The organism is Wenzhouxiangella sp. XN79A (genome assembly GCF_012272825.1).
Classification (GTDB): domain Bacteria; phylum Pseudomonadota; class Gammaproteobacteria; order Xanthomonadales; family Wenzhouxiangellaceae.
In genome coordinates, this window is record NZ_JAAWWS010000131.1 from 97,735 (window position 1) to 110,513 (window position 12,779).

Annotated in this window: 9 protein-coding genes and 2 tRNA genes; 5 read left to right on the top strand and 6 right to left on the bottom strand. The window is 68.0% G+C overall.

Features of this window, described 5'->3' with window-relative positions; translation table 11 throughout:
- The first annotated feature begins 89 nt into the window (after window positions 1-89).
- Window positions 90-1,880, top strand: a complete 1,791-nt coding sequence (locus tag HFP89_RS02655; RefSeq protein WP_168716095.1) for a GGDEF domain-containing protein — start codon at window positions 90-92, stop codon at window positions 1,878-1,880.
- Between the two features lie 1,090 nt (window positions 1,881-2,970).
- Here HFP89_RS02655 and HFP89_RS02660 read toward each other — a convergent pair.
- Window positions 2,971-3,046: transfer RNA gene (locus HFP89_RS02660), tRNA-Glu, on the bottom strand.
- 50 nt (window positions 3,047-3,096) lie between these two features.
- Window positions 3,097-3,172 (bottom strand) — tRNA-Ala (locus HFP89_RS02665).
- A 75-nt stretch (window positions 3,173-3,247) separates the two neighbouring features.
- On the opposite strand from HFP89_RS02665, the gene HFP89_RS02670 reads away from it, so the two are divergent.
- Complete coding sequence (locus HFP89_RS02670; protein ID WP_168716096.1) at window positions 3,248-4,315, top strand: ELM1/GtrOC1 family putative glycosyltransferase; 1,068 nt, start codon at window positions 3,248-3,250, stop codon at window positions 4,313-4,315.
- Between the two features lie 168 nt (window positions 4,316-4,483).
- Here the strand turns inward: HFP89_RS02670 and HFP89_RS02675 are convergent, their stop codons facing one another.
- Window positions 4,484-5,323: a hypothetical protein gene (locus HFP89_RS02675; protein ID WP_168716097.1), complete on the bottom strand. Its 840-nt coding sequence runs from the start codon at window positions 5,321-5,323 to the stop codon at window positions 4,484-4,486.
- A 65-nt stretch (window positions 5,324-5,388) separates the two neighbouring features.
- Between HFP89_RS02675 and HFP89_RS02680 the strand changes: the two genes are divergently transcribed.
- Complete coding sequence (locus HFP89_RS02680) at window positions 5,389-6,495, top strand: glycosyltransferase family 2 protein (RefSeq protein ID WP_206212193.1); 1,107 nt, start codon at window positions 5,389-5,391, stop codon at window positions 6,493-6,495.
- Window positions 6,496-6,678: 183 nt separating this feature from the next.
- Here the strand turns inward: HFP89_RS02680 and HFP89_RS02685 are convergent, their stop codons facing one another.
- The gene (locus tag HFP89_RS02685; RefSeq protein WP_168716098.1) at window positions 6,679-7,374 is read right to left on the bottom strand and encodes a 2OG-Fe(II) oxygenase; all 696 of its coding nucleotides are present in this window, start codon (window positions 7,372-7,374) and stop codon (window positions 6,679-6,681) included.
- A 276-nt stretch (window positions 7,375-7,650) separates the two neighbouring features.
- On the opposite strand from HFP89_RS02685, the gene HFP89_RS02690 reads away from it, so the two are divergent.
- Window positions 7,651-8,493, top strand: a complete 843-nt coding sequence (locus HFP89_RS02690) for a metallophosphoesterase (RefSeq protein WP_168716099.1) — start codon at window positions 7,651-7,653, stop codon at window positions 8,491-8,493.
- 386 nt (window positions 8,494-8,879) lie between these two features.
- Here the strand turns inward: HFP89_RS02690 and HFP89_RS02695 are convergent, their stop codons facing one another.
- Complete coding sequence (locus tag HFP89_RS02695) at window positions 8,880-9,407, bottom strand: DUF1249 domain-containing protein (protein WP_168716100.1); 528 nt, start codon at window positions 9,405-9,407, stop codon at window positions 8,880-8,882.
- Between the two features lie 63 nt (window positions 9,408-9,470).
- Window positions 9,471-10,286, bottom strand: a complete 816-nt coding sequence (locus HFP89_RS02700) for a pyruvate, water dikinase regulatory protein (protein WP_168716101.1) — start codon at window positions 10,284-10,286, stop codon at window positions 9,471-9,473.
- 99 nt (window positions 10,287-10,385) lie between these two features.
- Here HFP89_RS02700 and ppsA point away from each other — a divergent pair, with 99 nt between their 5' ends.
- Complete coding sequence (gene ppsA, locus HFP89_RS02705; RefSeq protein WP_168716102.1) at window positions 10,386-12,749, top strand: phosphoenolpyruvate synthase; 2,364 nt, start codon at window positions 10,386-10,388, stop codon at window positions 12,747-12,749.
- Window positions 12,750-12,779: the final 30 nt, after the last annotated feature.

Sequence of the window (12,779 nt, forward strand, 5' to 3'; positions counted from 1 at the left end):
GGCATACTGATCGAGGGAGTCCGGAATCAGGCGGGGCCGCACCAACCATGGGTCGACTCGTATCGTGCCTGCATCAGGCCAGGACCGGTATGCAGAACCGTCTGCAGACCGCCGGCATGCTCGCATTGCTGGCAGTTTCCGCGTCACTGGCCGCACAGGACCCTGATTTCCGCGCCGTGCTGGATGAAGCGCGCGAGATCAGCTACCACGCGCACTGGCGAGAAGCCCAGGCCCTGCTCGACGACCTGGCGCCGTCGATCGACCAGGCCGAACTTCGCGAGTATGCCGACTTCCAGCTGCTGCAGGCGCGGCACTACGTGCTGGACGACCGCACCGAGGAGGGCCTGGCCGTGGCCGAGGCGCTGCTGGAGCGGGCGCTGGACCCGGATCAGCGCGTCCAGGCCCTGCAGTTCCGGGCCAACATCGCAGTCCTGCTCCGCCGCTACGAAGCGGCCTTCGAATCCCTGAGCGAGGCCATCCGGATCCAGGCCGAGCTCGACGACCCCGAAGCGTCCATCGCCACGCTGAACATGGCCGCCTACATGCTGGGGCGGGTCGGGGAATACGACCTGGGCGCGGACTACGGCGAGCACGCCCTGAGTCTGGCCCGCGAAACCGAACGGCCGCGCGAGGCCTGCATCGCGCTGCAACGGCTGGCGCCGGTCTACAAGTGGGCCGAGCGTCCGGCCGACGCCGAGCGTACCTACCGGGAGGGCATCCGCGAATGCGCCTCGGTGGACAATGACTTGTTCGTCGGCGTGCACCAGTACGGCCTGGCCGACCTGCTGCGCCGCGAGGACCGAGCCGACGAGGCACTGCCGCTGGCCGAACAGGCGATCGCCGCCCTCGCCGACGCGGTCTATACCCTCGGCGAGTACGAGGCACGGATGATCCGGGCCGAGATCCTGCTGGACCTCGCGCAACTGGACGCCGACTGGCGCGACGAACTCGACCGGCTCAAGGACTTCTTCGCGAAGCGCTCGCTGTGGGACCAGTCGGCACGGTTGGCGCTGCTGCAGACCGAACTGGCCGAAGCCGGCGGCGACTTCGAAGCCGCCCTGATGCACCTGCGCGCGCACAACGAAGCGCGCGAAGCCTTTCTCGGGCGCGAACGGGCCATGCGGCTGGCCTACCTTCAGGTCGAATTCGACAGCCGGTTCCAGCGCCAGCAGATCGAGCTGCTGCGGGAATCCACCCGCGCAGCGCAGCTCGAAGTGAAGGCCACCCGGCAACAGCGCCGCCTCAGGACCTTCGGCTGGCTGCTGGTCGGCCTCGTGGTCTCCGGACTGATCAGCCTGCTGTACCGCGCGTTCCGGAGTCGCCGCCGGTTCATCGAGCTCTCGCGCCACGACGGCCTGAGCGGACTGGCCAACCACACCTGGTTCTTCGAGCACGCCCAGGCGATGCTCGACGACGCGAAGGTCGGGTCGCAACAGGGCCGGCAGATCGTACTGATCGCCGCTGACATCGACCACTTCAAGACCGTCAACGACCGCTTCGGCCACCGCGTCGGGGACAGCGTACTGGGCCGCACCGCACGCCGCCTGCGGGAAGTCTTTCCCGACGATGCACTGGTCGGCCGGATCGGAGGCGAGGAGTTCGCCGTGCTGTTGAGCGTCGGTCACATCGACGATGCCGTGGCCTGCCTCGAGACCTTCCGCCGGTCCGGGTCGGACGCGGTCCGCGCCAACGACCCGACGGTCACGGTCAGCTTCGGACTGAGCTGCGCCCGGGGCGACGACGACATCCACTCGCTGCGGAACCGCGCCGATGCCGCCTTGTACCGCGCCAAACAGGCCGGGCGCGATCGGATCGAGGTGGACGCGGGGTGTTATCGGGAAACGACGGATACGGACTCGTCGGTGAACACGACGGGATGATCGTTCCCTGGATCCGCGCCCGAATGGGCCGGAGTGCACGCGGCTTCGGGACAGTTCGGTGGCCCGGCCGGCGTCGCCCGGCGATGGCAGTCGCTGCGCGTCAGCGAGCTCGCGCCTTGCGGCGCTCGGTCCGAACCCTGAAGTGGCGCGCTGCAGACTCGGCCGACGAATTCGGCGATCCAGGCCTCGCTCGGTCACCGTGCCCCGACCCGCCATCCCCTACCGTCCCCTGGTTTACCCCCACTCATCGTGTGACCTATGGAGTGCGCCTGAATCGACCGTGCAAGGTTGCGGCCCGCAGTGAATGGCCAGCCCTCTACAAGGGGCGCAACGCCGCAATGTCGGTTCAGGCGCGCTCCTTAGAAGGGCGAGCCGGAGAGCCTTCATCTGCGACGTTCTGTCTCCTGGAGAGGACGCTGCCATTCCCTGCGAGACAGGCCGTGCAGCCAAACGCCCTTCGACTCGCCATACGTTCCACGATGAGTGGCGGGGTACGCTAAGGGGATGGCTGCGCTGCCTGCGGCTCGTCTCGTGAGCCCGCGGCTTCGACGCTCGTTCGAACCCCGGGGGATGCCACGTCACGGTCGGCGCCCTGGATCGGAGGTTGGCGATTCGACAGGATCGGGGGCGTTGTTTCGGCCCGGGTTCGAAGCCGCCACCGGCGGCCCCGATAAAGAAATGCCCGGCGCGAGGCCGGGCATTTCTTTATCGGCATCCCCTACCCCGCATTATTCATGAATCGCCGCGATGAGTGCGCCGGGAATCGTTCGCACAGGGGATGTTCCGACCGAGCGGAATACCAAGCTGTATTTCCGAGCGAGGAAGATTCGCTGTGCAGACAAGGACCAAGCAAGGGCGCGAGCTCATTCATGAATAATGCGGGCCAGGGGGATGGCTTTCGCTTCGCTCAAGCAAGCTCGCGCCGGCGGCGCTCGGTTCGAACTCTCCGGGCGCCATGTCACGGTCTGCGCCATGGATCGAAGGCTGGCGATACGGGAAGCTCGCCGAGCTTGTTCTGGCTGGGGTTCGAAGCCGCCACAGGGGCGGCAAAAAAAGAAAAGCCCCGCACAAGGCGGGGCATTTCTTTTTTTGGCGTCCCCTAGGGGATTCGAACCCCTGTCGCCGCCGTGAAAGGGCGGTGTCCTAGGCCTCTAGACGAAGGGGACGTTGAGACCTGCAAGCTATGCCTAGGATTCTAGTCGAACTGCATGAATTCTGGTGGAGCCAGGCGGGATCGAACCGCCGACCTCTACAATGCCATTGTAGCGCTCTCCCAGCTGAGCTATGGCCCCAGAGATCAAGCGCGGCATGTTAGCCGGGAAGTTGGTTTTTGTCAATTACAATGGCGAAAAATTTCCTTTGCTCCGATGCCCATTCCGCCTCCTCCGAATCCCTCCCTGACCTGGGTACTGAACGCGCCGGGCGCCGGTGATCGTCAGCAGCTGCTGACCCTGGCCGGGTCGCTCGGTGGCGAGGTCGAGCGGATCGAGGAGATCGATCCTGTGGATCTCGTGATCCGAGACCGGATCTTCGGCGCCGTGCGGCGGCCGCTGGCGGGCGCGAAAGCAGCCCGATACGCGCCGCCGTGGCCGGACCTGGTGCTGATCGCCGGCGGGCGCAGCGTGGTCGACGCGCAGCGGATCCGGGCCGCGTCGGGCGGACGGACCAGGATCGTCGCGATCGGGCGGCCCTGGGCGGCCTATGCGCCGCTGGACCTGATCGTGACCACGCCCCAGTATCGGCTCCCTGCCGCGGTCAACACGATCGAGATCCCGCTGCCGCTCAACGCGCCGCCGCCGATCGACGACGCGGCGCGCCAGCGTCTGCGCGAGGCCCTGGCCGATGTGGAAGCACCCACGGTCGGAGTGCTGCTCGGCGGGGACTCGGGATCGTACCGGTTCGGGCGACGAGCGATCGGACGGATCGCCGCGCAGCTGACGACGTTCGCCGATCGGACCGGCGCCCACCTGGTCGCCTGCGCCAGCCCCCGAACGCCGGCCGGCGCGCTGGAGGCGCTGCGGGCCGGCCTGGACGGCCGGGCCACGCTGTTCCCGGCGGCTGGTGCTGCCAACCCCTACCCGGCCGTGCTGGCCGATTGCGATGCGCTGGCGGTGACCGGCGACAGCGCGTCGATGCTGGCCGAGGCCTGTCTTTCGGGCAAGCCCGTGGCCGTACTGGCGCTGGACCCGCGCCGCCGCAGCCGGATCGCCCGGGCCACCGGCAGCCTGCTGCCGGCCTCCACCCGCGCAGCGCTGACCCGCCGCGGTCTCTGGCTCCCCGCCCGCGACCTGCCCCGCCTGCACGCGGATGCCGAATGCCGCGGCTGGGTTCGCCCGCTGGCCCGCCTCCTCGACGGCCCGGTCGACGATCCGCCTACGCTCGATTCACTGCTGGGTCCGGTCCTTTCACGCATTCGGGCCTTGCGGGGGCGTTGACGTTTCGTCCGGAGGTCGCGTTCGGCTCTCCAGGGCATCGGCGCCAGGACGCAAAGGCGCGAAGAGAAAAACGATCGCTGGACAAGAAGCACGAACGAAGCCGCGCGCGGCCGATGCACGGCGCCCAACGAGTCCACCCGACTCGCCCTCGTCGCAAGTCGCTCGCCCCTAGCCCAGCAGGGCGTCGAAGTGCTCGGCCCGGATGAAGTGGGTCTTGCCCTGCAGGAACTTGCGCTTGGTCCAGGCCACGGTGGTGATGAGACGGACGTAGTCGAGCTGGGGGTCGATGTCGGGGCCGCCGGATTCGGCGACCTGGGAGGCCATGACGTCGACGTCGCCGGGCGACAGCCAGCGAAGCGAGGCCTGGGCCAGGCCGGTACCGAGCGGCTGGTCGGCCCGCAAGCTCTCGACGTCGATCGCGACCAGCCTCGGCGATTGCTCGCCGCCCGGGGCCTCGCCGGCGATGACGAAGTTCTTGGCGACCGGATCGACGTAGTCGAAGCCCGTCACCAGGGTCGCCGGGGCAACGGCGGCGGCGCGATCGGCCAGGGCCTCGGCGCGGGCGCGGTCGAGCACGCGGGCCTGGACAAGGAAGTCGAGGTCGACGGCCAGCCGTGCATCGAACGGCAGCGCCGTGCACGGCTGCTCGACCGCCGAGTGTTGCCACAGCGCGGCGAGGAACTCGGCCAGGCGGGCCCGGTCGGCGGTGTCGCCGGGATCGAAGGCCCGGCCCTCGACGAAGCCGAGCAGCAGTTCGTTCTCGTGACGATGGACGAGCGGCGGAAAGCGTCCGCTGCCGGCGAAGGCATCGAGCGCGCTCTCGACCTCGGCGGCCTGGGCGCTGTCGCCGAACACCACCCGCTTGTAGCGCGTGCCGTGGACCGAGACGAAATGCACGCTCTGGCGCTTGGCGAACACGCCGCGCCAGCGCCGCAGCCAGCCGAAGTACAGCCGGCGCGGCCAGGAATGGGCGTTGGTCTGGAACAGCGAACCGAGTCGGGCCTTCATGAGCATGGCTGCAGCGCAAGCGCTACGGGAGTCCTTCGGTCCGGAAAACGTGCCGGGATGGTAGCATGAGCGGTTCTGCTTCCTGCCCTGTGCACCCGATGCCCCCACGCCCCGAGGCGACCCCCAAGGTCACCGTGTTCATCCCCGTCCACAACCGGGCCCGTTACGTCTGCGTGGCGGTCAACAGCATTCTGGCGCAGGACTTCGAGGACTTCGAACTGCTGGTCGTCGACGACGGCTCGACCGACGACACGGTGGCCACGCTGGAGCGCTTCGACGATCCACGCCTCCGGATCGCGACCAACGGCGAGAACCGCGGCATTCCCTACACCCGCAACCACGGGTTGGAACTGGCCCGCGGCGAGTACATTGCGCTGCTCGACAGCGACGACCACGCCTATCCGAACCGGTTGGGCCGCCAGGTCGCGTTCCTGGACCGCAACCCGGACATCGTCCAGGTCGGCAGCTGGTGCAGCTTCATGGACAGCGAGGGGGCAATGCTGCCGAAGGTCCGCCGGCAGCCGCTGGCGCCGGACGATCTGCATGCCCACCTGTTGTTCCACTGCCCGCTGATCAACCGCACCATCATGGCGCGCACCGCGGTGCTCCAGGCCTACCGCTACGACCTCGACTATCCGCGCTGCCAGGACTACGACATGCATGCCCGGCTTTCGGCCGAACATCGGATGGCCAACCTGCCGGAGCTGCTGGTCTGCGGGCGCGAGCACCCGGGCCGCTGGACCGGCAACAGCGCAGACCTCGGCCGCGATCGCAAGATCGCCGTGGCCCGCCGGCTGCTGGAGCGGATCGGCATCGAGGCCGACGAGACCGAACTGCGCCGCCACCACGCGCTGACCCGCAAGGACGAGAAGCGCGACGACCTCGAGGGCCACCTGGACTGGACCGAGTCCTGGCTGTGGCGGATCAAGCAGGCCAATCGCAGGCAGCCGCACTTCCCGAAGGCCGCGCTGGACCGTGCGATCGGCGCGATCTGGGCGCTGAACTGCTGGCAGGCACGCCGGGTGCTGGGTCGACGCCAGGCGCTGACCAAGGTCGTCGGCTCGCGCCTGTCGCGTGGCCTGCCGGGAAATTTCAGCGCGCGGTTCCTGTGGGCGACACGGCAGCGCGCGCCGATCGCCGAGGCCGACGATCGCCCGCCGACAGCCGCGTGAAGCCAGCCGGCCACCGTAGATCGAGAGACGTGAGCGGGCGAAGCGGCGGGAACCCCCCTTGGCGCGCAAGCGCGCTCGCCCAGGCATCGCCTTCGATCGGGCGGCTGCACCCTCCCGATCACTGCCCGGAAGAATCCTTCCTTTTCCAGGTCGCGTGCGAGCGCAGCCGTCCGGTCAGCCGCCTCAGATCTTGAGCCGGCTGCGCAGGCGGTACCACGGGGTGTCGCGGTTGATGACCACGATGAACACCTTGCGCAGCGCGTCCTCCGGCGCCTGGATCGGCTTCACGCCGTGCCAGGAATTGCCCTGGCGGATGAACAGCAGGCTGCGGTTGCCGATCGACTCGGAGCTGAGCGCTTCGTCGAAATCCTCGAAGGCCGGCGCCGAGCGGGCCGAAAATCGGCCCTTGTCGTCGAGCACCTGGGTCTCGCCGCCCCATTCGGGCTTCCAGTCGTCTTCCGTGTTCAGATAGAAGATGTGCGAGCCCAGCTTCCAGACCGCGTCGCAGTGCGGCGACACCGAGCAGCCGTTGGGGGTGTAGTGGAAGTGGAACTTCAGGCTGAAGTCGCTGTGGCCGATCATCCGGGCGAGGAAATCGTGATACTCCGGACCACGAAGTTCGTTGACGAATTCCTTCCAGGCATCCGACACCGGCAGGTCGTCGTGCCATTCCAGCGCGTAGCGGTCGTGGCTCTGCTGGCCGTGCTTGCGGCTGCGGCCGAACACCGGTTTGAACACGCTGACGTCGGGCAGGTGCTCGATCAGGGTGCGGTAGCCGCTTTCGGTCAGCAGGTCGGCCGGATTCGCCCACGGGTACGGGTGGGTGGCGCGGAAGGTTTCGCCGTCCATGGCGGCAAGACGTTGGGTATCGAGGAACATGGGGATCTGGGGTCTGGAGTCTAGGATCTAGGTCTAGGGGCAAGAAAACAGGGACTGGTCCATCAGGGCCGAGGCCATCGACAAGGGTCGATGTCGGGCCGTGAATCGTCTTCGCTGTCAGCACTGACCGGCGTCGGCGTAGCCGACCTCCGCGTCGAGTGCGGATCGAAGCCCTCGACATCCGATTATGGCATCGTGGGAACGGGGGCGGTGAGAAACGGCACGAAGCGCGGGTACACTCCCCTGCAACTGCTTCCTGTGCCGATTCCACTCACGATGCGCCTCGCCCACCTCACCGACCCGCACCTGACGCCGCTGCCCGATCGCTGGCCGGGCGGGCGGCCGTCGAAGCGCTGGCTGAGCTGGCTGAGCTGGCAGCGCCGGCGCCGGCACCTGCACCGGCGCGAGCAGCTGGAGGCGCTGGTCGATGCGGTCCGGGCCGCCGGCCCGGACGCCTGGGCCGTTACCGGCGACCTGTGCCAGACCGGCACGCCCGACGAGATCGACGAGGCCACCGCGTGGCTTCAGCGGCTTGCACCGGACGAGCGCGTGCTGGCCACGCCCGGCAACCACGATGTGTTCGGTCCCGGCTCGCGCCAGCGGATCGATGCGCAGTGGGCGGCCTGGCTGCACCGGCCCGAGGACCGCGTCGCCGTTCGCCGGTTCGGGCCGGTCCACCTGATTGCCGTGGATTCGGCCGTCGTCACGCCGGTCGGCTCGGCCCGCGGCGAGGTCGGAGCAGCGGGCCGGGCCCGACTGGCCGCGGCGCTGCGCGAGGCCCGCGGCCGTTTCCGGGTGGTGCTGATCCACCACCCGCCGGTACCGGGCCTTTGCAAGCGGCGCAAGGCCCTGGCCGACGACGCGGCCGTGGCGAGCCTCCTGCACGATGAAGGTGCCGGCCTGGTCCTCCACGGCCACCTGCACCACGACCACCGCTACGACCTGCCGACCGCCGACGGCGCGACGCTGCCGGTGTTCTGCACTCCATCGGCCTCGGCCCCGGATGCCGCCGCCCGCCTGTTCGACATCGAACCGGCCGACGGCACCTTCCGCGTTCGCATGCGCCTGATCGGCCCGGACGGCGTGTCCGGCGAGAAAACCTGGGTCAGCGCAGGCTGAAGCGGGTGGCTTGGGATGGAATCCTGCGTCCGGTCCCCCGGATGATGGGGACGAAGAGCGCCGGGAAAACTGCAAGGGCTCGATAGAAATATCCGAATTTGCAAGGAATCCTTCGTCGCCGGCGCGCAGTGGACCGGTCAGCGGAGGCACATGTTGCCGGAGGTCACTTCGGTTCGACGGCGATCGAAACCCCGGAGGCACCGATTTTCCCTGAGTTTTTTCAATCCGTTGCGTCCTTTCTCACGCTCTCTTCGCGCTCCTGCAGTGTTTCCGGAGGCCTTCGCGCCCAGCATCCGGAGAACACGCCGCCAGGACTCGATCGAGGCCACGAACGAAAACGGCCGGGACAGTGCCCGGCCGCTCGGAATCGTGGGATCGAACCCCGGTCACTCGACCCGGAGCGTTTCCTTGGTCATTTCGGCCGGGACGGGCTCGGGTTCGGGCAGGTCGGCGGGGACGTCTTCGGTGGCCTTCATGGTCTCGGCGCTGTGGCCCTCGGCCAGCAGGTATTCCAGCCACTTCAGCAGCGCGCGATTCATGCGCCAGCTGCGCTCGACCAGGCCGCGAACCGGCAGGTCGGGGCCGGCCAGGCGCTCGATGCCCTGCTCGGGCGAGAACGACGTGGCCTCGGCCATGCGCGCGTCGTGGTAGACCCGGATGTGGGCATTCGGGTGCTGTTCGCGCTCGGGGCCCAGGACGTAGGTCAGCTGCAGGAACGTGGTGTAGTTGTGCCGCTCGAGAACGCGCAGGTACAGGTCCGGCGCGTTGTCGACCCGGGACACCAGCAGGTCGCTGCGGCCCAGGTCGTTCGGCATCAGTACGTTCAGGGCATGAAAGACGCCCGAGTGCAGCGACGGCAGGCGTCGCGCGATGACCCGGGAAAGCGTGTTCGGATTGCGCAGTAGAGTCGACATTTCGGGCAGGTTACCACAGCGATTCACGATTTCCGATTCTTGACAAATCGGCGCGGAAGTGGTTCAGAAAAGATCGCGCTGCAGCCCCAGCTCGAGCAGGATCCGGCTGCCCAGTTCCTCGACCGAGGCGCTGGTCGAGCTGAGCATCGGAACGCCCTCGGATCGCAGCAGCGCCTCGGCCGCATCGACCTCGTAGCGGCACTGTTTCAGCGAGGCATAGCGACTGTCGGGCCGGCGCACCTGGCGGATTTCGGCCAGGCGCTCGGCGTCGATGGTCAGCCCGAACAGCTTGCGCTTGTGCGTGCGCAGGAAATCGGGCAGCCGCGGCTTTTCCAGATCTTCTTCAGTCAAAGGGTAATTTGCGGCCTTGATTCCGAAATGCAAGGCCATGTAGAGACAGGTCGGCGTCTTGCCCGACCGCGACACCCCGACCAGCACCACGTCGGCCTCGTCCAGGCGCTTGGAAATACCGTCGTCGTGGGTCAGGGCGTAGTTGGTGGCCTCCATCCGGTCTTCGTAGCGGTGGCTGTCGCGGATGCCGTGGGCCTGGCCGACCGAATCCGAGCGGCTCTGGCCCAGGATTTCCTCCAGCGGCGGCAGGAAGGTCCCGAACAGGTCGAACACGTGGCCGTCGGACTCCCCGAGCACCGCGCTGACGTCGGAATCGACGATGGTGTTGAACACCAGCGCCCGCACCCCGTCGACCTCGGAGGCCCGGTTGATCAGCTGGACTGCGTCCTCGGCCTTCTCGCGGGTGTCGACGAACGGCAGCCGGACCTGGCGAAACTCGGTGCCCTTGAACTGGGTCAGCAGGCTGTGGCCGAAGGTTTCGGCCGTAATGGCGGTGCCATCGGAAATGAACAGGACGGTTCGGCGCATCGATCGGGACTCGAGGGAAATGAGGGGCGGCGGGGCGGTACAATCCGGGCTGCAACCGATTACGAACCGATCCGGCACGGACCAAAGGGCACCCACCACGTGAACGAGTATATCCACTGGCTCGACCAGCTTGGCATGGACGACCTCGACCAGGTCGGCGGCAAGAACGCTTCCCTCGGGGAGATGATCTCCAACCTGGCTGCCTCGGGCGTCAACGTCCCCGGCGGCTTCGCGACCACTGCGCATGCCTTTCGCGAGTTCCTGGCCGAGACCGGGCTGGATGCGAAGATCGCCGAGCGGCTCGAGGGGCTGGAGACCGACGATGTGCGGGCACTGTCCGCCGCCGGCTCCGACATCCGCCAGTGGATCGTCGACACCCCCCTGCCCGACGCCCTGAACGAGGCGATCACCGAAGCCTGGGCCGAGATGGAGAAGCGCTTCGGCAGCGACATCGCGGTCGCGGTGCGCTCGTCGGCCACCGCCGAGGACCTGCCCGACGCCTCGTTCGCCGGCCAGCAGGAAACCTTCCTGAACGTGCGCGGCCTCGACGAGGTGCTGAAGAAGATCCACGAGGTCTTCGCCAGCCTGTACAACGACCGGGCCATCGCCTACCGGGTCCACCACGGTTTCGAACACGCCGAGGTCGCGCTGTCGGCCGGCATCCAGCTGATGGTCCGCTCCGACACCGGCGCGGCCGGCGTGCTGTTCACGCTCGATACCGAGTCGGGCTACCGCGGCGTGGTGTTCGTCACCGCCAGCTACGGGCTCGGCGAAAGCGTGGTCCAGGGCGCGGTCAACCCCGACGAGTTCTACCTGTTCAAGGCCAACCTCGACGCCGGTCGCCCGGCGGTGCTCAGGCGCTCGCTGGGCACCAAGGCCACCCGCATGATCTACGCCGACGGCGGCGGCGTGACCACCGAGGACACGCCCGAGACCGAGCGCAGCCGGTTCTCGATCAGCGACGCCGACGCCGAGGCGCTGGGCCGGATGGCGCTGGCGATCGAGAAGCACTACGGCCGACCGATGGACATCGAGTGGGGCAAGGACGGCCAGACCGGCGAGATCTACATCCTGCAGGCCCGCCCGGAGACGGTGAAGAGCCGCAGCGGCCAGGTCATGGAGCGGTTCAAGCTGGAAGGCAGCGGCGACGTGCTGACCGAAGGCCGCGCCATCGGTCAGCGGATCGGCAAGGGCAAGGCCCGGGTCATCGACGACATCGCCGACATGCACGAAGTCGAAGCCGGCGACGTGCTGATCACCGACATGACCGATCCCGACTGGGAGCCGGTGATGAAGAAGGCCTCGGCGATCGTGACCAACCGCGGCGGCCGGACCTGCCACGCGGCGATCATCGCCCGCGAGCTGGGCATTCCGGCCGTGGTCGGCTGCGGTGACGCGACCGACCGGGTCCGCCACGGCGACGACGTCACGGTCAGCTGCTCCGAGGGCGACACCGGCCGGGTGTATGCCGGCCTGCTGGACTTCAGCGTCTCCGAGGACAAGCTCGACGAGATGCCGGAAGCGCCGATCAAGATCATGATGAACGTGGCCAATCCGGACCGCGCGTTCGACTTCGCCCAGATCCCGAACCACGGCATCGGCCTGGCCCGGCTGGAGTTCATCATCAACCGGATGATCGGCATCCACCCGCGCGCGCTGCTGGACTACGACAAGCAGAGCCCGGAACTGAAAGCCGAGATCGACCGCCGGATCGCCGGCTACGAGTCGCCGGTGCAGTTCTACGTCGACCGCCTGGTCGAAGGCATCGCGACGATTGCCGCCCCGTTCGGGCCGCACCCGGTCATCGTTCGCCTGTCGGACTTCAAGTCCAACGAATACGCCAACCTGATCGGCGGCGAGGCCTACGAGCCCGACGAAGAGAACCCGATGATCGGCTGGCGCGGCGCCTCGCGCTACGTCGATGCGAGCTTCCAGCCGGCCTTCGAGCTCGAATGTCGGGCGATGCGCCGGATCCGCGACGAGCTGGGCCTGCAGCACGTCTGGGCGATGGTGCCGTTCGTGCGCACCGTCGACGAGGCGCGCGAGGTGGTCGAGGTCATGGAGCGCTTCGGCCTCAAGCGCGGCGAGAACGGCCTGAAGATCATCATGATGTGCGAGCTGCCGTCCAATGCACTGCTGGCCGACGAGTTCCTCGAGCACTTCGACGGCTTCTCGATCGGCTCCAACGACATGACCCAGCTGACGCTGGGCCTGGACCGCGATTCCGGCCTGGTCGCGCACCGCTTCGACGAGCGCGACGGCGCGGTCAAGGCGCTGCTGGAAATGGCGATCAAGGCCTGCCGCCGACACGGCAAGTACATCGGCATCTGCGGCCAGGGCCCGTCGGACCACCCCGACCTGGCCGAGTGGCTGATGGAGCACGGGATCGAGAGCGTGTCGCTGAATCCCGACACCGTGGTCGATACCTGGCGCCGGCTGGCGGCGCTGAAGGCCGGCGGGTGACGGACGCGGAATCGATCGCGCGTGAGGTCG